The sequence below is a fragment of the Paenibacillus sp. RC67 genome, from assembly GCF_030020805.1.
GTDB lineage: Bacteria > Bacillota > Bacilli > Paenibacillales > NBRC-103111 > Paenibacillus_S.
The window spans coordinates 3,377,185-3,401,124 of record NZ_CP125098.1; the positions used below are offsets into that span (position 1 = coordinate 3,377,185).

Below are 23,940 nucleotides of genomic sequence, written 5' to 3' on the forward strand. Positions count from 1 at the left end.
ATTTGGTTTATTTTAATTGATGCAGCCTTCTGAAATCTCTTGGTGTAAGCCCTTCATGTTTTTTGAAAGTGTTAATAAAATAACTCGGGTTCCCAAAACCGACCTTCTCCGATATCATCTTGATCTCCATATTTTCCTCTTGCAGCAGCAGCTCCTTGGCTTTTCGTATCCGATATCGATTGATATATTCAATGGGCCTCGTGCCCAAGGTTTGTTGGAACAATACGCAGGTATAGTGCGTTGTGACCGATAATTGATCAGCCAGATCCTGTAAAGAAATGGGATTTGTAAAATGCTGTTCAATAAACTGAATCGCCGGCCTCAGCTGCTCAAGCTGTTCATGATTGGAGCGATTTTCCGAGGTAGAGGTGTACTGGAATAAATCCAACAGTAAGCCATAGAGGTGATGGGAGCTATCAAAGCTTGCTTTATTTTTCTTCATGCTCACAATGGTGTTCATCTCGTTAAATCTAGCCAGAAACGGCTCAAGGTGAAGCATATAGAGCACGCTGGATTCGTGAAAGTTGAACGATTGCAAAACCTCATGAACCCATTTTCCATCGAAATCAACCCATTGTAATGTCCATGGTTCAACCACCGGCCAATAAGCATGAGGAACCTCTGGAAAAAGCAGCATCCCTTGTCCTTTCGACACGGTTATCGTTTTTCCACCTATTTCGAGAACTCCTTGTCCATGAATGCATTGCAGCCACTGAAATCTTTTGTAACCATCCTTACGAATAAGTTCTGGCTGACTTAACCATTGTCCAGTCGAAGCGACATAAAGGGGTAGGTTTAAATCAATCTCAGTTAACATATTCCAGTAAACATTTCTCATAATAAGCCCCCTTATTGATGATATCAATATTGTTATATTATCATCAAAATTTTTGGATTGATAGAGGGTTTTTATCATAATATTATATAAATATATTTCAAGTATGCGATTTGGGAAACGGAGGTGGGACAACATGTAAGCGTTAGCAATGTGTGAGGCGCCAGCATCATTAATGGAGGGGTGATCGATATTAAAAAGAAACCAGCTACATCCACCATGCTTGTATTATTATCCAGTCTGGTGTTTGTGGGATGTACGAACTCGAGTGGGGAGACACCATCAGCAAACGACATCAAGGTGAAGGATGACGAAACGCCTGTCACGCTGAAAATCATGCAAACATCTTCCGTATCGATTTCCGATGATGCGTTCCAAACAATCTTTGTAGATCCGGTAAAAGCTAAATATCCCTATATCACGCTTGAGCTGGTTCGTAACGGGCAAGGGACCCGTCTGGAGGATCTGGTGACCGCTGGAACGATTCCCGATATGCTCATGATTTGGAACGGTCAAATGGCAACCTACAGTGATCTGAATTTGTTTCAGGACATCACGCCACTGATCAAGAAGCGTAACGTAGATCTGAATCGGTTTGAACCCGTTGTTCTGGATGCCATTCGCGTTGTATCTGACAAAGGGGAGCTGTATGGTTTGCCTTACGCAGTTCAGCTTAATGCGCTGTATTATAACAAAGATATTTTCGATAAGTTCGGCGTTCCTTACCCGAAGGACGGTATGACCTGGGATGATACGATCGATCTTGCGAAAAAAGTAACACGATTGGATGGAGATGTTCAATATCGCGGATTGGACCCCGAGCATCTTGAGCGGTTATCATTCCAGAAATCGCTCGATATGGTGGATGCCAAGACGAATAAGGCTAGTGTGAATACGGATGCATGGAAGCAAGTGATGGAGAATGCTTATAAAATATACTCCATTCCGGGTAACGCGAAGGACAGTAATAACTTTTTGAAGCAAAAAACGATTGCCATGTTTGCAGGGATCAACATTTTCGATGCCTTGACCACAGCTACCACCAAAGATGGCTTCACGAACTGGGATGTGGCTCAATATCCGAGCTACAAGGACAATCCGAATGTATACGGCATGGTCGATACGCACGTTCTTACAATCAGCAAAAGCACTAAGTATGCAGATGCAGCTATGAAGGTGCTGGAAGTGGTAACTTCCGATGAGGTTCAAACCATTAGCGCCAAGAAGACGCTAAGACTGACTCCATTGAAAAACCCGGAAATTAAAAAAGCGTTAGGTGCAGATAATCCGATTATGAAGGATAAGCACATCGATAGTATTTTCAAAAGCAAACCGGCTCCAGCACCGGTCATATCACCGAATCATGCTAAAGCCAAAGCGATTTTATATAAAAGCTTCGATGAATATTTAGCAGGAAAAGATGTCAACACTGCATTGCGTGAAGCAGAGGCAAACATTAATCAAGCGCTGCTCCAACCGTAATTAGCAATTCCTAAATAGAAAGAGGAGAGAACATGTCTGTGTTAACAAGAGTAAAGGAGTCGTTTGATTCTGGTTGGTTTTTTCATAAAGGTGATATTGCGATACCTTATGCCGTTAAAGCGGGTATGACCAAAGGCTTAACGGATTGCGGCAAAAAGGAGGATGGGGAATGGCTTGATATCGCATATGTGGATAAGGAAGCTGACCAAAGCACTTTACCTAAAGATTGGAAGTCGGTACAAATCCCTCACGATTGGGTCGTTGAGCAGAATTATGTGAATGATCCATCGATCGGATCTCGCCCGGGAAGTCACGGGTATTTACCTACTGGAGTTGGCTTTTACCGTAAGCTGTTCCATATTCCGCAAGAAGACCTGGGGCGTAAGATCAGTATCCATTTCGACGGAATTATGGGCGTCAGCACCGTTTGGATGAACGGGCACCTCCTCGGTACACATCGCAGCGGATATACCGGATTTCATTACGATATCACGGATATCGTCAGATATGGGGACGAAGGCGCGAATGTGATCCTAGTAAAAGCGGATACGACCACTTATGAGGGCTGGTGGTACGAAGGAAGCGGCATTTATCGCCACGTTTGGTTGCAAAAAACAGATCCGCTTCACGTAGCTCAATGGGGAACTTACATTACAACCCCGGAAGTATCCGATGAGAGTGCGTCTGTGGTAGTACGAACGACGGTGCAGAACGATTCCGAATCCGATCGCACATGCGAGATCGTCTCAACCATTGTAGATTCGCAAGGCGTTGTCATCGCTTCGCTCTCTCAGGAAGTGACCGTCCCATGGAACAGCTCCACGGAATTAACGCAATCGCTTACAGTTCCAACCCCGCAGCGCTGGACACTGGAGAATCCTTATTTATATAAAATGTTGACCGATATTCGCCAGAATGGTGAACTAGTTGATCAATATGAAACCACATTTGGCATACGAACCATTTTGTTTACTAGAGAAGGCTTTTACTTGAATGGAGTCAGAACCCTGTTGAAAGGGACCTGCAACCATCAGGATTTCGCTGGTGTTGGTGTTGCATTACCAGACCGATTGATTGAATACAAAATCGAGCTGCTGAAAGAAATGGGCTGCAATGCTTATCGCAGCGCGCATCATCCGCCTACTCCCGAACTTCTAGATATATGCGACCGTTTAGGCATACTCGTTATGGATGAGAATAGGAAGCTAGACAGTACGCCGGAAGGCATCGCCAATTTAACGAGCATGCTGGTGCGCGACCGCAATCATCCATCCATCATCATTTGGAGTATGGAAAATGAAGAGATTTTGGAAGGAACAATCATGGGGGCAAGAATAGTCCGATCCCTCGTCAATGTAACCCGTAGGATAGATCCTACTCGACCTACCTTGGCGGCTATGAATCACGGATGGAATGGAGGCGGATACAGCGAGCAAGTGGATATTGTTGGCTACAACTATGGCCAAAGAAGAGGTCAAGATGTCTCGGACTATGAGAAATATCCTAATCGGATTATGCTGGCAAGTGAAAGTGCAAGCAGCACAACAACTCGTGGAGTTTACGCTTCGGATAAAGTAAGAGGCTACTGCCCCGCATATGATGGCGTTCAAATGCCCGGATGGGGATATTCGGTTGAGAATGCATGGAAAGATGCGGTAGCTTATCCGTTTTTGCAAGGGATATTCCTGTGGACCGGATTTGATTATCGCGGTGAACCGACACCATATGCTTGGCCATGCATTAACTCTCATTTTGGGATTATGGACATATGCGGATTTCCGAAAGACGTATATTACTACTTGAAATCCGTGTGGACTGAAGATCCGATGATTCATGTACTTCCTCATTGGAACTGGTTGGGGAAACAAGGAGAGCCTATAGATGTATGGGTATACAGCAATGGAGATAGCGTCGAGCTTACCTTAAACGGAAACAGCCTGGGAAGAAAGCCGATGAATAAAAACGGGCATTTGGAATGGCAGGTTCCTTATGAACCGGGAGAGCTGGTAGCACGTGCTTACATTGGAGAACAAGAGATCGCGGTGAAAGAGGTTGCAACCACTTATGAAGCATACCAAATTCATCTGAAATGCGATCGTTCCAGCATTCATGCAGATGGCAAAGATGTAGCTATAGTTACAGTCACGATTCAAGATGATAAAGGTCGCATCGTTCCGATTGCAGACAATGAGGTGGTCTTCTCGATAGAAGGAGCTGGCACGATTCTGGGAGTAGGCAATGGGAATCCTAGCAGCCATGAACCGGATAAAGCCAAGCGCCGAAGAGCGTTTAACGGCTACTGTCTAGCTCTCGTTCAATCTAACGGGGAGGTAGGAGAGGTCGTGCTTCATGCTGAATCGACGGGGTTGTGTTCTGCCGAATTGAAAATTGAAACTAATGTGGGGGATTAACAAATGAAAAAAAGATTAACGGCTATTCTAGCATTAGCAACTGCATTTTCCATTGCAACATCGACAGCGCTTGCAGTTGACGCAGTGAAGGATACTTCGAGCTTCAACGATTTGAAGGATTTAGACACAGCAACGAAAGCAAAATATGATGAAATGATCAAAGCCGGTGTTTTCGGAGGCATGAGCGATAGTGAGTTTGGGATCAAGCAAAAAACGACTCGTGCACAATTTGCGAAGGTGGCGGCATTAATCTTCCAGCTGAAAGTAGACAGCTCACTGAAAACATCATCATTCTCCGATGTTAAGGCTGACGATCCAGCAAACGGCTATGCTCTGCCTTATATCGAAGCTATCTACAAAGCAGGAATCACGGAAGGTTATGAATCTGGGCAATTTAATCCGTCCGGAGAAATAACGAAAGAGCAATTGGCTGCGTTCTTGCTTAGAGGTTTAGGTCAAAATGCCGCTGCTGAATCAACTACAGGGGTTAACGATACCACAGTATCTGATTGGGCTAAGGGCTATGTTGCTCTAGCCCTCAAAAATAAGCTGCTCAATAATGGAGCTGACGGGACATTCGGAGGGACTTCCGCAGCCACTCGTGATCTTTTGCTCCTTGGGTCCTATGAAGCAAAGAAACAATACGCACCGCCAGCGGTAGCAGCCGTTACTACCGTATCCATCGTTAAAGCTGAAGCCGTTGGTGCCAAGACAATTAAAGTGACGCTGAATGGCGCGATAGCGGATACGACTAAGCTCAACATAAGCGTGACTCGTTTGGGTTCAGCAGTAACAGCTGCCCCTAAATGGAATGAGGCGAAGAACGAGGCAATTTTAACCTTGGAGAATAAGATGACCGAAGGGAAGTATACGCTTCGATTAGATCCAGTTAAAGATGGTGGTCTCACTGTAGTCAAAGAAAACGGATCTGCTGATGTAACCGTTCAAAATGAAAAACTAACGAAAATCGAATTCACTTCTGCATCAGATGTAATTGCACAGGGAAAAAAAGTTAAAATTGATTTTAGAGCGCTGAATCAATATAACGAGCAATCTGATTTATCTGCATCGCGATTTACCATCTCAACAAGTCCTAAGCTGACGCTTAATACTGTAGCTGGCTCTCAATCCTTTACCTTGGATTTGTATAATGCGACCCAGAAGGCCTCGAAAGGGGGATTGGAAATTTTGGATCGCGACCAGATGTTCACCGTCACCATTCTATCGGAAGAAAACACACTACAAGCGAACAAAGCATTTAAGGTCGGAGACATCCAATCTATTGCAAAGGTTGAATTGGGTGACATTCATTATCTGAAGGGTAAGACATCACTCGAACCCGGAGATAAGGCAACGATGGACTATAAAGCTTATGACCAATACGGATTTGAAGTTACTGATCTGTTTACTTTGCGCAAAAACACGACGACTTACTTTACAGGTTCAGGAGGTATTCTCCAAGGGTCTGAAGTAGATGATGACGGCAATTCCTATAATAAGGGCTTCGCATTTATGGACGAGGACGCCGATAATGACGGAAGACCCGATCTTAAAATAACCGCAGCGGAGGTTGATAACAGAACGTTGTTCGATAATCAAGACGTTCAGCTGTCCATTATGCCTTATACAGGCGGCCAAACAGCAACTAAAAACATTAAAGTAACCGCAACCAACATTCCTTATGAGGTAACTATCGGGAGCCCTCCTAAAACGATTGCTTGGGGTGATGACGATGTATATATCCCTATCACTGTTAAAGATAAACAGGGCAATCAGCTAAGTACTGATGATATTGTTAAAAATGCCGATGATATTCAAATTTACGGGAAAGGAACAGCCAACGTAGTAGTTGGCACCAGAGGCAGAGTGGAGACATCGGGTGCGTACCGTGGACAGATTAAAATATCAGGCTTGAAGAGCAATGCTGCGGATGAGGCTGGCAAAAAATCCGGCTCACTCACCATTGAAACTCTTGTCGGGAGAACCGGAAAGACGGCTACGTTAAGCACCAGTGTAGTGGAAAGACGTTATCCCAACACGGTATTCGTATCCGTAGTACCGAAGCCCAAGATGCTGCCATCCTTGGATATGGTAGACATGAAAACCGAAAATGCCTTTCGATTTAAGTATAGAGACCAATACGGCGAAGAATTTGATCGTGATTACACGGGCTACAGCGTACAATTAACACTTGAGAGAACTGCCGGTACAGTTACAGATGCCGTATATTTCTCAAGAGGGGGATACTCACCGACTAATACAACTAACTTGAACGCAGCCAATAATACTATCCTCCTAGATGGCGTAGACGCGTCACGTGATGGTTACAATCCTGCAGCTACTGAAATTGGATATTACCGTGACAAAGATATATTCTTTACTGCCAATGTGGGCGATAACATGGAGGGGAGTTATCAAACAACCGCTAAATTATACAAGGGCGATAGAGCTGCTGTCACAGCAGGTAAAGCCAGCTTAGTGTCAACGGCTACAACGACAACACAGCTTATTAAGGTGAAAGAAGCTGACACCTTAAACTATGCGCTTACTCCGTTCCCTAATGGGATTTATGCAATTGATAAAATAGCGGGAACGCTACAAGGCTCTCCATCTGTTACAATTAAAGGTGTTACAACCACGGAAGGTTATTCCTTAGAAAATATGTTCTCAGGCAAAATTGAGGTCACAGCTAAAGATACCTCAGGTAACGTCGTTAAGCTGCCGAACAATTCGGTTATGTCAGTGACGGTATCCAGTCCAGCTGGAGCAGCTGCTGTTAATAAGCCCAAAGCGGATGGTGCTGTTGCGAATAACTTCGATGCATTCGGAATTCGTGGTAAAGATGTAGGAACAATTGGTATTACAGCCATGATCAAGCCTACAAATTACGGAGGAATGAAAGCGTTATCAATTGATAAAATCCAAGTTAAGGACGATGTTCTTACTACGGCAAGCTTAGCTGCAACCTACAATGGCAAAGCTAAAATTATCTGGTTATCCCAGTTAAAAGCTGGCGTTAACATATTTACCGGGAACGACACCGGCCGACTTAATCAGAAGCAAACCTTCAGTAACATTACACTGACTGATCAATACAACAATAATACGTTTAAAAACAGCTCTGTTATCCGTGTAGCTCCTGTATTCGGTATCACCATATTTATTTCTAATATTAAATGGACTTCAGAAATTAAGCCGGGGACAGGTTATATTGCAGTAGAATCCAATATCAATGGTGTTAATAACGTGAACGGATTAACGAATGCCATCGCGCCAGTACCCGCAAACACGGATCCTACGGATTGGGTATTCGGTACAGTCAATCGCGTACAGTTAAATCGTGGAGATGCCAAGTACATTTACGTACCTGCAAAGGCTCCAGATGGTGTAACAAATGTTGAGATTGCATCCTTTACTGCAACGATGGTTACGGCTAGTGGAAAATCGATTTCGGTTGATGTATATCCGGATGCAAGTAAATAAGAATAACTTGTAGTAGAAAGCAGTTGGCTAAGGAGACCTTAACCAGCTGTTTTTAATTTCTATTAAAAATGAATCGAACTGAAAGCTTGAATATATAGCCATTTAGAGGGATTTATGTAAGTCGATAGAATATATTATGTCAGTATACCTTAACGTTCTTTATTTTATTAACAACCCAAACCCAAAGAGGGAGGCCATAAAACTGTATTTGGCAAAGTAGTTTTTTAGCTGCGAACGGCTGTCGACAACACAGTTTAGGTGTATAAGAGTTCTGAATATGTCTAGAATCAAAGGAGAATCAAGATGCATTTATTTCAAAAAGATATTTATGATTGGAAATCATGGAGTGCCGTATATCAATCACTTGATGATTTTCGATTGCTAATAGAAGCTATATTCGAGAAGGAGCAGTTTCATGGCTATGATCAAATCTCTCATTTAACCCCTGGAACCAATGCGGTTTTTAAAGCAGGGAAATACGTTATTAAAATATTTGCCCCGAAAGAATCTGGTGCAAATCCGGATGACGATTACAATGCCGAGCTCCAATCCATGGGAAGAGCACTTCAATCGGGAATTCGAGCCCCTCGACTTATTGCCGCATCCAGTGTATCAGACAAGTATGTATTCAACTATTTAATCATGGAGTATATTGAAGGTCAGGCAGCAGGTGATGCGCTTAAGGAATATACCATGGAGCAAAAGCAAATGTTCATTCGCAAACTTAATCAGCATCTGTATACGATGAATCGTAAGCCGCTTGAAAAAGTAGATGAAGCATTTATCAAAGAAAGAGCCATTCATAACTCGAGATGGAACCGTTATTCTTCTTCAATCAGGTCGCAAATTATGGAGATTATCAATCAATACGAATGGTCGGAGTACGTTTATGTACACGGCGACCTTACTGCAGATAATATCATTGTAGATAAACATAATGAGATATATATCATCGATTTCGCTGACAGCATTATCGCGCCTGCGGAATATGAATATCCACCTATCATATTCGATTTATTCGATTCGGATAAGGAGCTTGTTCATGAATTTATGCAGGGAAGAAACGATGATGATTTTATAGAAAACCTATTTATGGGAACGCTGCTTCATGATTTTGGCGGAGATTTTGTAAAGAAAATGGTTGAACAATGGTCTGATAAAAGGGCTGAGGAGCTTAGCGATATTTATGAGTTCAAAAAAATGATACATGATTATTTACAATATAAGCAGCGATAATAAAGGACACCTCAAAAGGGTGTCCTTCGTCCAATGTAAACTGTGCTTTTATATTCGTTCGAAGCCTATCAGGCTTCCCTTTGGGACGAGTATATTTAACCTAAAATTTTAATATTGTTGAAATAGAAACAAAAATTTAATATAATATTGTCGCTGCACCAACGGGTGGGAGGATAGGCCATGAACAAAGAAGATCAGGTCATAATGGGTTTCAGGGACTTATATAACAAGCTGGTTTTGCTTAATAAGGATAAGATGGAAGACAGTCTTAAGGGCTATAAGCCTTCTGAAGTACATTGCATCGAATACATTGAAAGAAATGTAGATTCCAACGTGACCAAACTTGCGGAGTCCTTTTATATGACTCGCGGTGCTATAAGTAAATTAACTAAGAAGCTCATAAAAAAAGGCCTTATCGAAAGCTACCAGAAGTCGGATAACAAGAAAGAAATTTATTTTAGGCTTACTGAGCAAGGGAAAGTAATTTATAACATCCATGAAGACCTGCACAAAGAGTTTCAAGAGCGGGATAAAGCCGTATTTGAGCAGGTAACCGAGGAACAATTTGACAGTATGCTTAGCTTTGTGGAAAAGTATAGTAGGCATTTGGATGCAGAAATAAAGAAACAGGGTATAGAGAGTCGGAATAAATTTGAATAATGAATATGAAACCACAGGCAGTCCAACTCTATTGAGAACGGGCTGCTTTTTTATTGTTATTAATTTGTTGACAAGGAAACAAAATCACGATACGATAAATATGTTTCCAAGGAAATAAAACCGTAACTTTTGAGGGGAGAATTAAATGTTCAAATCTAAATCACACAATGAACAGAACACAGAACAAACCGTAGATAAACACGCTTTAATATTCGGTCTTATCTCTGTGTTTCTTTGCGGAATAGGCTTCAGTATCATAGCACCTGTCGTCCCATTCTTAGTACAGCCTTATACAAGCAATCCGGGAGAACAAGCTATAGTTGTTACGCTGCTTACCTCTGTTTATGCATTCTGCGTGTTTTTTGCGGCCCCGGTACTTGGGGCTTTGAGCGACAAATATGGCCGCCGTCCATTACTCTTAGTATGCCTTTTGGGTTCTGCAATCGGGTATTTCGTTTTTGGCATAGGAGGAGCTCTATGGGTCCTATTTGTTGGGCGCATAATTGAAGGTATAACAGGCGGGAGCATAGGCACGATCTTCGCATATTTTGCAGACATCATTCCTCCAGAACAGAGAACCAAATACTTTGGATGGGTGAGTGCGGTTGTAGGTGTAGGCACCGTCATTGGGCCAACTCTAGGCGGATTACTTGCCAAGTTTGGTTATTCTGTACCCATGTATTTTGGAGCAATCATAACTTTATTGAATGTAGTTTATGGATTCTTTTTTATGCCTGAGAGCCTTGACAAGAATAATAGACTGAAGGAGATTACCTTTGTAAGACTAAATCCACTTTCACAGCTTGCAAACCTGCTTTCCATGAAAAGCATAAAAAGGCTGCTTGTCTCAGCGTTCTTACTTTGGATACCCAACGGATCTTTACAGGCCGTTTTTTCACAATTTACAATGGATACTTTCAGTTGGAAGCCTGCACTAATCGGACTTATGTTTTCCATTATGGGCGTCCAAGACATCATTTCACAAGGTTTCATAATGCCAAGGCTGTTGACAAAACTAAATGATAAACAGATAGCAATTCTTGGAATGGTTTCGGAGATTATAGGTTACAGTCTTATTGCAGCTTCGGCTTTGTTCTCATTCTATCCTCTTCTTATCGCAGGAATGTTTATATTTGGTTTTGGTGATTCGATCTTTGGCCCTTCATTCAATGGGATGCTTTCCAAATCTGTCGATTCTAGTGAACAAGGAAGGATTCAAGGAGGCAGCCAATCTATTCAGGCTTTAGCAAGAATGATTGGGCCTATCATTGGAGGCTATATCTATGTATCACTTGGTCATGCCGCACCCGCTGTTATGGGTATGATCCTTATAGCAGCGGCAATACCAGTTCTATATAAGAGAACGCATGTAAATATGTAAACTACCTACTTTCTTTAAGCAAATATCCACCTTCATTTTCGATTACAGAGGAGGACACTTCAAAAGGGTGTCCTTTATTTTTTTTGTGCCAAATATGCATAAATTTGGTTTTTATAAAGAGAATAACCTACATCAGTCATCTTTAAGTAAGCAGGTGGAATCTCATGGAGGAGCAAAAGGAGAAATTGGGGGAGTTGAGCCCTTGGCTTGCTGATAACTTGCTGCGCATTAAACAGGAGCTTGGGAACAGTGATGATGTTGTAGTCCGTGACATCCAAATTCACCTTGACTCTGACCGTTATATTCTTGGTTCGGTTGTTTATATTGACGGACTTTCCAATCTTAACTCAATGATGGACTCTTTGCTTTCATCCTACGAGAAAGATCAATTGAAGCAATATGATTCCCGGCAGATATTAGAGTATTTCAAAAAAACGGTCATTGCTTCTGGTGCCGTTAGGGATGTTACCCACTTCGAAGAGCTGTTTGACTTGCTGCTCTCGGGCAACAGTATTTTAATGCTGGAAGGAAGTCCACAGGCACTGTCCATATGTACTAAAGATCTAACGGCTCGTACCGTTGAAGAGCCTAATGTGCAGTCCGTTGTTCGAGGGCCACGGGAAGGCTTCACCGAAGTATTGCGATGGAACACAGCAATGCTCCGTCGTAAAATCAAGGATCGCCGTTTGTGGATGGAAACAACAAGTATCGGCAGCGTAACGAAAACGGATGTTTCCGTCATTTATATTCAAAATATTGTTAACGAAACTGTACTGCAGGAAGTACGTCAAAGATTGTCCACTATTGATATCGATGCGATCTTGGAGAGCAATTACATCGAGGAACAAATTAAAGATAAACGTTACACTCCTTTCCCAACACTCTTTAACACGGAAAGGCCTGATGTTATAGCGGCAGGGCTGATGGAAGGAAGAGTCGCTATATTAGTGGACGGAACGCCGTTTGCCCTACTGGTTCCTGCATTATTTACACAGTTTTTTCAATCTAGTGAGGATTACTACCAGCCGGCGGATTTCTCCTCTTTTATTCGGCTCCTTCGTTTCTTGGCTTTTGGTCTTGCCTTATTAACACCATCGTTTTATATAGCAATAACGACTTTTCATCAGGAGATGCTGCCTACAACACTCCTATACAATTTGGCAAGCCAGCGAGAAGGCGTCCCCTTTCCAGCTTTTATTGAAGCTATTATGATGGAAGTCACTTTTGAAATTTTGCGAGAAGCAAGTGTCCGAATGCCGAGAACAGTAGGTCAATCCATATCCATTGTTGGAACTCTCGTTATTGGTCAGGCTGCGGTGGAAGCAGGCTTGGTGAGCGCGGCCATGGTTATCGTCGTTTCCATTACAGCGATTTCTAACTTTGTATTGCCGGCATTTAATCTGGGGATTACGATTCGCATCATACGTTTTATGCTGATGATGCTTGCTGCTTCATTCGGTCTTTTCGGTATATTTCTAGGGATCATTGTTATTGTGGTCCATTTGTGCGGTGTTACCTCCTTTGGTGTCCCGTATATGTCACCGCTTGCCCCATTTCAGTTAACAGATCAAAAGGATACATTAATCCGGATGTCGTTCCCCAAATTTCTAACGAGACCCAAGATGCTTCACCCCAAAAATCTTGTTCGTCAAAAGCGCAAGTAGGGAGGCTCACATGTCGTGAAACATAATATTGCTAAAAGTGTTTGTTTTTTCATTTTAGCGTTGATGTTGAGCGGCTGCTGGAGCCGACACGAGCTTAACGAGATGAGTATTGTCGTGGGGATGGGGATTGATAAAGTAACCGATCATTACAAAATTACCGTCCAAACAGTGAATCCCGGACAAGTCGCAGTAAAAAAAGGACCATCGACTAACGCTAGCCCAGTTATTACTTATGATGAAATTGGAACAACGATTCCCGAAGCCCTGGCCAGGATGTCAGTTAAAGTGCCGAGGCACCTGTACTTTGCGCATTTGCGAATGGTCGTAATTGGTGAGGAGGTTGCGAAAGCAGGGATCAGTAAGCCGATGGATTATTTATCGCGCAATTTGGAAATGAGGACTGACTTTTATTTTGTCCTGGCAAGAGGAGCCAAGGCTGCTGATATATTAAAGGTGCTTAGCGTCATGGATCCAATTCCGGCTAACAATATGTACACGAAGTTGGAGACGTCCGACAATTATTGGGCAGCGACGGGCAGTATGAATCTTAATAATTTGCTTCAAGACTTGGGGGCGTATGGTAAATCGCCGACTATGACAGGGATTGAAATCAGTGGGAATCCAAAGCTTGGCGAGAAGATGTCTAATGGCCAGTACGTCGATCCTCCAGCATTATTACAATACTCCGGGATGGCCGCTTTTAAGGGGGATCGGTTCGTTGGATGGTTAGATGAGATTGATACAAGAGCCTTAAATTACGTGCAGGATTCCGTACGTCAATCGGTAGGCCATATTCAGTGCCCCGGAGGCGAGGGGTATATCACCATGCAAGCTATTCGTACCCATACGTACATCAAGTCGAATCTGGTGAACGGAAAGCCTGAGTTTGATGTGAATATTCGAATTGAGCAGGATCTAGCTGATGCTGAATGTAAAGTAGATCTTTCCAAATCATCGATAGTCAATGAATTGAAGAAGCAATCTGACAGTCAACTAGAAGCTTTTATAGAAGCTTCGATAAAAAAATCCAAAAAAAATACGGAACGGATATTTACGGTTTCGGGGAAATTCTCCATCAGCAGCAGCCTAAGGCATGGCATCAAATAAAGGATTGGAATCAAGTATTCAAAACGATTAAAGTACAGGTTCACGCTAATACGATTTTTCGGCGGATGGGCACGATTTTGCAGCCGATCGATAAAATTACAAAGGATTAAGGAGTACCTTATGTGGCTCTTGATAGGGATTTTGCTGACATTACTATGGACCTGCTTAAAGGAATACCCGCGGTTATGGAAGGAACGAAGAAAGAAGGAACTAACCGTTCTGACATTGGTCACAGGTGTAGCGTGTACATTGAGTACATTTGAAAGTATAGGTTCCCATTTACCAAATCCGTTAGATTGGATTGCTGCGGTATTAGGTCCGTATCCAGAGGCGGTGTATTCGATATTCCGATGAAAGGAAAGGGGGCTATGGCATGCAGAACAAAGGCAGCATAAACAATCGTTCTTTTGCAATATTGGTTACGTTTTTTATGATCGGTACCTCCATTCTTATAACGCCTTCCAGTCTAGCCCATGATGCGAAGCAGGATGCATGGATAGCTTGCTTTATCGGTGTTGGCATTAATTTATTGCTCGCCTTCTTATATATGCTGCTGGGAAAGCGTTTGGCTGATCGAACTTTAGTTCAATATTGCGAACATGTGCTGGGACAATGGATAGGAAAAATAGTTGCCTTAGCCTTCGTGCTATTTTTTTATTTATTGGCATCGCTTATGGTAGGAGACTTAGGCTATTTCTTGACGTCACAGATTTTGCAAGAAACGCCTATAGAGGTTTTGCAAATGCTATTTATATTAGTCGTTGTCATAACGGTACGATCCGGTTTTGTTGTATATACACGTGCAGCAGAAGTTTTTTTCCTTGGATGATTCTGTTGTTTTTACTGCTTATTTTACCACTGATACCTAAATTTAACGTTAGGCACTTTTTTCCTTTGATGGAGTTCGGCTTGAAACCGATTCTAAAGGGGGCTTTTACATTCTCCGGATTGCAGGAGCTCGTTGTTATGCTTATGTTCTACCCATTTGTCAATAAAATAAAAGGTCGCACCAATGGGTTTATTTCCGGCATTCTCATTGGAGGTGCCATTCTTTTTATGACCACTTTTGGAAGTATAGCTGTGCTTGGCGTAACTCTCACGTCGAATCAACTGTTTCCAGCTTATACGCTTGCCAAAAATATTAGCATCGGACATTTCCTTGAACGTGTAGAAGGGATACTCATCTCGATTTGGGTCTTATCGATATTTGTAAAAATTGTTATTACCTTTCATGCCTCGTTGATCGGGTTCGTTCAGATTTTTAAGCTGAAGGACGAGAAGCCGCTTATTGCTCCATTAGCATTGGGGATGATCGTGTTGTCCATTATGTGCTATCCGAATACGATATTTATTAGCGATTACTTGTCAAAAAACTGGGGGCCTTTTTCACTTATATTTGCCCTGTTTCTGCCCTTGCTGCTGCTTATTGCTTCATTGTTTAGAAAACGCTTAAAAACAAATCGTTCTTAGAATTATACAGCAGACTAGTGCTTTACACCGAACAATGCTGCTTCTAAAATGAGGAAGTAGGTGTAAAAAGTTAAAACAGTTTGTATATCTGATTGACGTGGGGAGGTATGGCCCTTGTTCGTTGTAACAAACCAAGAAATGCGCGCGATGGATTCCTATGCTATTGATACCGTTGGTATACCCGCAATGGTATTGATGGAGAACGCAGGGAGAGCGGTTGCCGAAGAAGTAGCTGCTTTTGGAGAAGGTAAGCTTCGAAGATGGGCGATTCTTGTTGGGAAAGGAAATAATGGTGGCGATGGTGTCGTGGCCGCAAGACATTTGATCGAAGCCGGATATTCGCCAACGGTCATATACATAGAAGATCCTGTGGGATGGAAGGGAGAGAGCGCCACCCAGTCTGCTATTGCTGCAAGCTTCAAAGTCCCTTCGCTTATATATCATAATGGAATTATCGATTGGCGTGATTACGATGGTATCGTGGATGCATTGCTCGGTACAGGGATCCGCGGCATACCAAGAGAACCCTATGCTCAGATGATTCGAGGAGCAAATGATAGCGGCCTGCCTATCATCGCCGTTGATATACCAAGCGGATTAAATGCGGACACAGGTGAAGTGAGTGAGCCATGTATAATAGCTGAACGAACCGTAGCGCTCGCATTAACGAAAAGGGGGTTAGAGCAGTATCCTGGAGCAGAGTATGCTGGTGATGTAGTTGTTCGCCCAATCGGCATACTTCAAGAATGGGCAGAGATGCTCGGAGTGAATACGTACATGACGGATGCAGTCATGTTCTTGAAGCGGTTCGGCTTCCAACCGGATGAGAGAAAACGCAGACAGGATTCGAATAAGGGGACGTATGGACATGTGCTGGTGGCGGCAGGGAGCCGACATATGAGCGGTGCAGGTCTACTGTGTGCCAAATCGGCATTACAGAGTGGCAGCGGATTGGTTACTTGGGCTCTGCCTGAGAAGCTGTTGGAGCCGATGATAGGGACAGTTCCTGAGATTATGCTGATGGGGCTCAACGATTCAGGGACAGGCAATTGGTCAGGCATTTCGGCTCAATCGCTTATTGCAGTATCTGAAAATAAAAGGTCAATGGTTATCGGACCAGGGATGGGACGTTGGGAAGGGGACCGTCTTTGGCTTCATGACGTATGGTGTCATTCGAGCTGTACACTAGTGCTCGATGCCGATGCGTTGAACATGCTTGCCGACTCGGATTTTGACCAATGGCCTAGGCGTAGCGCACCAGTAATCCTGACCCCGCATCCCGGAGAAATGGCACGATTGTGTGGTCTTTCCGTCCATGAAGTGCAGCGTGATCGTATTGAATTAGCCAGGGGCTTCGCCAAGAAGGATGGAGTTATTGTAGTACTGAAAGGTGCTCGAACAGTAACTGCAGAGCCTAATGGGGCTGTTACGATTAATACTACAGGTAATCCGAAAATGGCTACCGGAGGGGCAGGGGATGTCCTCGCGGGACTTATAGCTAGCTTGATAGCGCAAGGCTTCCCTGCCGAACAAGCAGCTGTATATGGTGTGTACCTTCATGGAGAGGCGGGCGATAGGGCGGCAGCAGCCCGTGCATTCTCCAGATCGATCACCGCAGGCGATATTATCGACGAGCTATAAAAAAGCGTCCGTGGAGGACGCTTTTTATTTTGTAGTTCGATATAGCGACGGACTCATACCGACAAGCTTTTTGAAAACACGGGTAAAGTAGCCTGAATCCTCGTATCCGACATACCCGGCAATCCAACCGATGGATGCACGCTCGGATTTTAACCATATTTTCGCTTCCTCGATCCTTCGCTTCTGTTGATAATCGGTAACCGTCATTCCGGTTTCTTTCTTAAATTGTCTTGAAAGATGAGCAGGGTGGACCCCGCACAAGTCGGCAATCTGTTCCATATTTAGGGGCTGATTGAAATGGCTGATGATATGCTCTACTGCTATTTGAATGACCAGCGAATAGCCGGAGACCGCGCGATTTCGTACCAAATTGCAGTATTCCTCATGCATGAGGTTCGTTAGCCTGTTTAGCGAGTCTATAGTGTCAGATCGTTCGATTTGTTTGGAAAATTTCTCGGAAATACGGTGGAGAAAAAGCGGTTGTACTTTGCCGCGTTCTGCCGCTACCCTCAGCAGCGTGTTTAATACAATGAGCACGTTTTTTAAAGCCCTGACCGGTTGGTTTGGGAACCTCTCGGAGAAATCAAATACATTTTTCACTTGCTTCATAATGCGCTGAAGATTTACTTTATCTCCCTTCTCGACGGACCTCATCATTTCCTTTTCGATTTTATAACGCAGCTCGATCAGTTCAATGTACGAATCGTCAGACTGCTGCAGCATGAGCTCAACATGGCTTTGCTGAGAAGCATGAACCACATCGCTCTCCACGTTGACTACTTCCAGCGAGGCTTGATGAATGGTGTGAACTTGCTCTAGCAGGTTCGCCATGCTTTGAATTCTGGAGCTGCTGATCAATTTCAAAGAACGGTAAAAGGCCTCTAATTCTATCTGTTTTTGGGCATCGATCTTTAATTTAGGATCAAATCGATTCGTACTTGGAACTTGCTTCAAGAAAGGACCGACGACTACGATCTTAGGTTCCTGATCTTGGATGTGAAATCGTTTGGCCAAATAGGAAAGGCCTAATTCGTTGGTAAATAAACAGCATTCTTCAGGAATCCGCTTCGTCTCGGCAATTAAATACACAAAATGGTTCTTCTGAAGCTCAAGCATATATTCCGGAAGCGGATCACGCTCGTGAATAAGAAAGGGAGATCCGTTATGATTTAAAATAAGCGTATTAACGTCCGTTAGGTGAAAAATGGTTAGACTGGAGACGGTAAGCTGAAGTTGGATTGACATGAAAATTCTCCTTATACATTGTTAACATTGTCCCTATAATGCAATTATAGTCCTAACTATGAACAAAAGGAAGGCGTATAATCAGTTTTACAGCAACTAACAAATGATGAAAAGGGAGAATGAATATGTTATATCCAATCGTTACAGAAACGCGTGGCATGATAGATTTGAACGGCATATGGAGCTTTAAACTGGATTTTGGAAAGGGCTTTCAAGAAAAATGGTACGAAGCCTCTCTTACTGACACCATCAGCATGTCCGTACCATCCTCTTACAATGATTTGGGTGTAACTGCGGATATACGCAACCATGTAGGCTGGGTATGGTATGAGAGGGATTTTACAGTTCCAAGCATGTTTTTATCCGAGCGTGTTGTACTTAGGTTTGGCTCAGCAACGCACACCGCAAAAGTGTATGTCAATGGAGTCCTTGTTACCGAACATCAAGGCGGTTTTACACCTTTTGAAAGCGCAATTAATTCGCATCTTAAGAATGGAACAAACCGTGTAACGGTAGCTGTGAATAATATCGTAGATGAAACGACACTGCCGGTTGGAATCTATAGCGAGAAAGAAGTGCCTGGAATAGGTAAGGTCGTACGCAATCATCCGAATTTCGATTTTTTCAATTATGCAGGGATTCATCGCCCGGTCAAAATCTATACAACGCCTCACACTTATGTAAAGGACGTAACGATTGTTACAGAAACGAACGGAACCTCCGGAGCCATTCATTATAAAGTAGAAAAATCCGGAGCGGCTCAAGTTAAGATTACTATCTTGGACCAAGAAGGTGCGGTTGTGGCGGAAAGTGCTAAGGAACAAGGTGTGTTAAATGTTAACGAAGTGAATCTGTGGGAGCCACTTGCCTCGTATTTGTATAAGATGAAAATCGAGCTAATCCATAATGATCAAATCATTGACGTATATGAACAGCCTTTCGGCGTCAGAACCGTGGAAGTGAAAGACGGTCAGTTTCTTATCAACCATAAACCATTTTACTTCAAAGGTTTCGGGAAGCATGAGGATACAGCGATTCACGGCAGAGGCTTCGATGAAGCGGCGAACGTTATGGATTTTCGCTTGATGAAATGGATTGGCGCCAATTCGTTCCGTACGGCACACTATCCGTATTCTGAAGAAATTATGCGACTAGCGGATAAAGAAGGGATCGTTGTTATTGACGAAACTCCAGCCGTTGGACTTCACTTGAACTTCATGTCTATTTTTGGAGGCGGCCCAAAGAGAAAAACTTGGGAGGAGCTACAAACGGCAGAGCATCATGTGCAGGTCATTAAGGAATTGATTGCTCGTGACAAGAACCATCCTTGTGTCGTTATGTGGTCCATTGCTAACGAACCGGCTTCCGAGGAAGAAGGAGCATACGAATATTTTAAGCCGCTGGTAGAGCTGGCTAAGCAACTGGACCCGCAGCAAAGACCGGTTACGATTGTAACACATTTGATGTCAACGCCGGAAACATGCAAAGTGACTGAGCTTGTCGATGTTCTAGCGTTAAATCGTTATTATGGCTGGTACGTACAAAGCGGCGATTGGGAAATGGCGAAGCTTAAACTTCGTGAAGAGTTTAACGGATGGAACAAACGCTGCCCGGGCAAACCGATTATAATGACCGAGTACGGAGCAGATACTGTTGCAGGGCTGCATGATGTTGACCCTGTCATGTTTACCGAGGAGTTCCAGGTTGAATACTTACGTGCCAATCATGAGATCTTCGATGAATTCCAAAATTTCGTAGGCGAGCAAGTATGGAACTTTGCTGATTTTAATACGAGCCAAGGGATTATTCGTGTTCAGGGCAATAAGAAGGGTATTTTTACTCGGGACAGAAAGCCTAAATACGCGGCCCATGAGCTTCGCAAACGTTGGGAAGCAATTCCACAGTTCGGATATAAAAAATAGAGTCCTGAAGCAATAATGAAGCGGGTTAGTGATGGAAAGCAGCTTGCGACTCACTAACCTGGCTTTATCCAATGAACATGATGGAGGTAACTAGCATGAACACAACCATGGAGCATACAAGTACTGCGGACATAAAACCCTCTAATCAAATGCGAAAATTTGGAATTAAAGATAAAGTCGGGTATATGTTTGGCGATATCGGCAATGATTTATTTTTTGGATTAATTGGCGGCTATCTGATGTTATTTTATACCGATGTTTATGGCATATCAGCTGCAGCCGCGGGAATGATTTTATTGATTGCTCGAGTGCTGGATGCGGCTTTTGACGTCGCATGGGGAGCCTATGTTGATTCTAAGCCTGCTGGAGCTAGAGGGAAGTTTCGTCCGTACCTGTTGTATTGTGCTCTTCCGGTAACTTTATTAGGAGTGCTAACGTTTACGTATATTCCAGTGACATCCGATTCGCTCCTGAAGGTGATTGTCGCCGCAGTGCCGTATATTCTCTGGGGATTGGCTTATTCCACTATCAATATTCCTTATGGTTCATTGGCGTCCGTTATGACATCAGACCCTATCGAAAGAACAGGACTCTCCACCTTCCGAACTCTTGGTGCATTATTAGCCAACGTCTTTATCATGGTTGCTGCACCTTCTATTGTTTTTAGTGCAGGCAAGACGCCTACATCGACAGGTTTTCTGCTTATTGCTATCATTTGTGCGGTATTGGCGAACCTGTTTTATTTCGGTTCATACAAGTTCACGGTGGAGAGAGTCCGAGGTGCTAAGCACAATCAAGAAAAAACCAGCATTTTGATCACGGTTAAGGGATTACTAAGCAACAGACCGTTACTAGGGCTGATGCTGGCTTCATTTGGTATGTTAGCTTCTATGCTTGTGAGTCAAGCGATTACGCCATATTTATTTAAGGATTATTTTAAGAATCCAGGCTTAATTGCGATGTCAGGCTTAATTGGTCTGGGAGCGATGTTCGTGGCTATGCCGGTTATTACTCCCTTGGTGAAAAAGTACGGTAAAAAAGAAACTGCATCGATCGGATTGATTATTACGTTTATTGTGAGCGCTCTAATGTTCATCTTACCGATTACAAATGCTTATGTGTATATGACTTTAAATTGTATTTCCAATTTTGGACTGGCCTTTATGAATATATTAATATGGGCTATGGTAGCGGATTGTATCGATTATCAAGAAAAAATTACTGGAAGACGAGAAGAGGGGACCGTATACTCGGTCTATTCCTTAGTTCGCAAGATCGGACAGGCGGTTGCGGGAGGGATTGGCGGCTTTGCATTGGTGTATGTTGGTTATAACTCAGGAGCGCAGTCCCAAACAGTGGATGTAGCGCAAGGGATTAAAGCTATCATTACTCTCGTGCCGGCTGTAGGAGCATTAATCGCTCTGCTTGCCATGATCCTAATCTATAATTTGACCAAGAGCAAATTGGTTAACTTGAACGAAGATTTGATTCAGCTTCGAATCGAAGACTGATAATTGTAAGCGTATTCTATACTTGTTATGTTACGAACCAATGGGGTCAAGTTCTTGTCCAGTAGACGGATAACAGCTTGGTCCCATTGTGTTGAAGAATCTTAATATCGTTCCATCATGAATTGAAGCTGCCGGATATAGGGACTAAGTTCCGAGTTGTTTTCAAGATATGAAGCATAGACTCGAAGCAGTGTCTTATTAGGGGTTCCTTGACTGAGTTCTTTTTCCAGCAGGTTAAAGACTTCAAGTAATTCCTTGAGTATTGGACCTGCAACTGTCAGTTGGCTAATTTTAGCCCCAATTGAGGTCAATAATTCACGAATGACATGCTTATGAGTAGCTGGATCGATAGGGTTCAGTTGATTAAAATAAACGTTAGATTCGCTCAGCACCGGCTTAGGTTTCTGCTTAATCATGCCGTTGATAACCGTATCCATACGTTCCACCAAGAAAAGAGCCAGCTCGGAAATAGGGAGAGCTATCGCTTTTTGAATCGCAAATGATAAATATTCTTTTAATAATCCCCGATAAATGACAACGATATCCCAAATATAATCTTGAATGGAGTCCCCGTACGCCTCGTAGAAGCAATCCTTTAACATCTTGAGGAGAGTCACTCTTTTTTTCTTCCAAGCTATAATAAAATGCTCGTTATCCTTAACGGGCAGCTCTTTGAATTCACTTGTGAAGTAGTAGTTTTCCATCATGAATTGCAGCTGGAATTCAATCTTGCGCCGCAGCTTATCTTTGGGGGAAGATAGACCTCCTTGCTGGTCCAATTTCCTTGCCTGTTCGAACATTGTCTGATGACATGCTTCAAAAACCGCTGTGAATAAATCCTCTTTTGAAGGGAATATTTTATAAATGCTTCCTTTCGCCATGCCGCAGGCTTCTGCAATATCTTTCATCGAAGCGGCAATGTAACCTTTATCTTTAAAAACATCCATTGCTGTATGAATGATTTGTTGCTTCTTTAGTTCTTCCAACCCATCCACCCCCTCCGTATTTTGACATGATACCATGATAAGGTCAATATTTGAATTGACAGATAAAACTCACGAGTCATATAATGAACTCATTGGTTTTTGTTTATGACAAATAGGAGGTGAACCAAAGCGAACGCTTTGGAGACTATGAAAATTGCAGAAGGACTTGAAATGCTTGAATTGGCTATAACAGGTACTCCGATGGTGATTCACCCGACAGTGTTTTATGATTCGAATTCTTATGTACTTGTAGATACAGGAATGCCAGGCTTCCGAAATGCTATATTAGACCTTGTTCACAATGCGGGAATTCATACGCAACAGCTCACCAAGATTATTTTAACCCATCAAGATATTGATCATGTGGGAAGTCTTCCACAATTCTTAGCTGAGAGCAGAGATCAAATAGAAGTGATTGCACATCCTGATGACAAGCCTTATATCGATGGAGAGATTCCGTTTATCAAAATGAGTCCTGAGAGAAAGCAGATGCTGCTTCAATCCATGCCTGAAAATGTACGTGAGCAGTTCGATGCGACATTCTCAAGCTCGTCTCCTGGTATTGTAACTCATACTGTGAATGATGGAGAGAAGCTTCCATTAGCCGGTGGTGTAGTAGTTATTCATACTCCAGGCCATACTCCAGGGCATATGAGCTTGTATCATGAGCCTAGCAAAACGTTGATTGCTGGGGATTCTATGGTTGTTACAGATGGAGAGCTGCAAGGACCAAATCCGAATGTTACGCCAAATATGGAACAAGCGATTCAATCGCTAAACAAATATAAAAGCTATGATATTCAAGCTGTCATCTGCTACCATGGCGGGTTATACAAAGGGAATATCAGCCAACGGTTGGATGAGATAACATCAGCCGTTAAATAATCATGCGAATGTACCAAGAAA

Annotated in this window: 16 protein-coding genes and 1 pseudogene; 14 read left to right on the top strand and 3 right to left on the bottom strand. The window is 43.0% G+C overall.

The features are described 5' to 3' along the window. Positions 1–7: 7 nt before the first annotated feature. The gene (locus QMA13_RS15520; protein WP_282942479.1) at positions 8–838 is read right to left on the bottom strand and encodes a helix-turn-helix transcriptional regulator; all 831 of its coding nucleotides are present in this window, start codon (positions 836–838) and stop codon (positions 8–10) included. 180 nt (positions 839–1,018) lie between these two features. Between QMA13_RS15520 and QMA13_RS15525 the strand changes: the two genes are divergently transcribed. From QMA13_RS15525 to QMA13_RS15575, 11 genes and pseudogenes are all read left to right on the top strand, one after another. Beyond that, entirely contained in the window at positions 1,019–2,317 is a 1,299-nt protein-coding gene (locus tag QMA13_RS15525) for an ABC transporter substrate-binding protein (protein WP_282942480.1), read from the top strand. A 32-nt stretch (positions 2,318–2,349) separates the two neighbouring features. After that, positions 2,350–4,728, top strand: coding sequence for a beta-galactosidase GalA (galA, locus tag QMA13_RS15530; protein WP_282942481.1), 2,379 nt, complete (start codon positions 2,350–2,352; stop codon positions 4,726–4,728). A gap of 3 nt (positions 4,729–4,731) precedes the next feature. Then, the gene (locus tag QMA13_RS15535; protein ID WP_282942482.1) at positions 4,732–8,211 is read left to right on the top strand and encodes an S-layer homology domain-containing protein; all 3,480 of its coding nucleotides are present in this window, start codon (positions 4,732–4,734) and stop codon (positions 8,209–8,211) included. A 303-nt stretch (positions 8,212–8,514) separates the two neighbouring features. Further along, entirely contained in the window at positions 8,515–9,447 is a 933-nt protein-coding gene (locus tag QMA13_RS15540) for a phosphotransferase family protein (RefSeq protein ID WP_282942483.1), read from the top strand. Between the two features lie 180 nt (positions 9,448–9,627). Beyond that, entirely contained in the window at positions 9,628–10,107 is a 480-nt protein-coding gene (locus tag QMA13_RS15545) for a MarR family transcriptional regulator (RefSeq protein ID WP_282942484.1), read from the top strand. A gap of 145 nt (positions 10,108–10,252) precedes the next feature. Beyond that, positions 10,253–11,488: an MFS transporter gene (locus tag QMA13_RS15550; protein WP_282942485.1), complete on the top strand. Its 1,236-nt coding sequence runs from the start codon at positions 10,253–10,255 to the stop codon at positions 11,486–11,488. Between the two features lie 164 nt (positions 11,489–11,652). Continuing rightward, on the top strand, positions 11,653–13,152 hold the full coding sequence (locus tag QMA13_RS15555; protein WP_282942486.1) for a spore germination protein: 1,500 nt from the start codon (positions 11,653–11,655) through the stop codon (positions 13,150–13,152). 15 nt (positions 13,153–13,167) lie between these two features. Continuing rightward, positions 13,168–14,259, top strand: a complete 1,092-nt coding sequence (locus tag QMA13_RS15560) for a Ger(x)C family spore germination protein (RefSeq protein ID WP_282942487.1) — start codon at positions 13,168–13,170, stop codon at positions 14,257–14,259. Positions 14,260–14,379: 120 nt separating this feature from the next. After that, positions 14,380–14,613 (top strand): hypothetical protein, encoded by a 234-nt coding sequence (locus QMA13_RS15565; protein WP_282942488.1) that lies wholly within the window; start codon positions 14,380–14,382, stop codon positions 14,611–14,613. 76 nt (positions 14,614–14,689) lie between these two features. Then, a pseudogene (locus tag QMA13_RS15570) lies at positions 14,690–15,729 on the top strand (GerAB/ArcD/ProY family transporter). A gap of 114 nt (positions 15,730–15,843) precedes the next feature. Next, positions 15,844–17,370, top strand: a complete 1,527-nt coding sequence (locus QMA13_RS15575; protein ID WP_282942489.1) for an NAD(P)H-hydrate dehydratase — start codon at positions 15,844–15,846, stop codon at positions 17,368–17,370. A 24-nt stretch (positions 17,371–17,394) separates the two neighbouring features. Here the strand turns inward: QMA13_RS15575 and QMA13_RS15580 are convergent, their stop codons facing one another. Continuing rightward, positions 17,395–18,615, bottom strand: a complete 1,221-nt coding sequence (locus tag QMA13_RS15580) for a helix-turn-helix domain-containing protein (RefSeq protein WP_282942490.1) — start codon at positions 18,613–18,615, stop codon at positions 17,395–17,397. A 125-nt stretch (positions 18,616–18,740) separates the two neighbouring features. Between QMA13_RS15580 and uidA the strand changes: the two genes are divergently transcribed. After that, entirely contained in the window at positions 18,741–20,537 is a 1,797-nt protein-coding gene (gene uidA, locus QMA13_RS15585; RefSeq protein WP_282942491.1) for a beta-glucuronidase, read from the top strand. A gap of 95 nt (positions 20,538–20,632) precedes the next feature. Then, entirely contained in the window at positions 20,633–22,048 is a 1,416-nt protein-coding gene (locus QMA13_RS15590; RefSeq protein WP_282942492.1) for an MFS transporter, read from the top strand. 101 nt (positions 22,049–22,149) lie between these two features. On the opposite strand, the gene QMA13_RS15595 is transcribed toward QMA13_RS15590, so the two are convergent. Continuing rightward, positions 22,150–23,034, bottom strand: coding sequence for a TetR/AcrR family transcriptional regulator (locus tag QMA13_RS15595; protein ID WP_282942493.1), 885 nt, complete (start codon positions 23,032–23,034; stop codon positions 22,150–22,152). Positions 23,035–23,181: 147 nt separating this feature from the next. Between QMA13_RS15595 and QMA13_RS15600 the strand changes: the two genes are divergently transcribed. Then, positions 23,182–23,919, top strand: a complete 738-nt coding sequence (locus QMA13_RS15600; protein WP_282942494.1) for an MBL fold metallo-hydrolase — start codon at positions 23,182–23,184, stop codon at positions 23,917–23,919. The last annotated feature ends 21 nt before the right edge of the window (positions 23,920–23,940 follow it).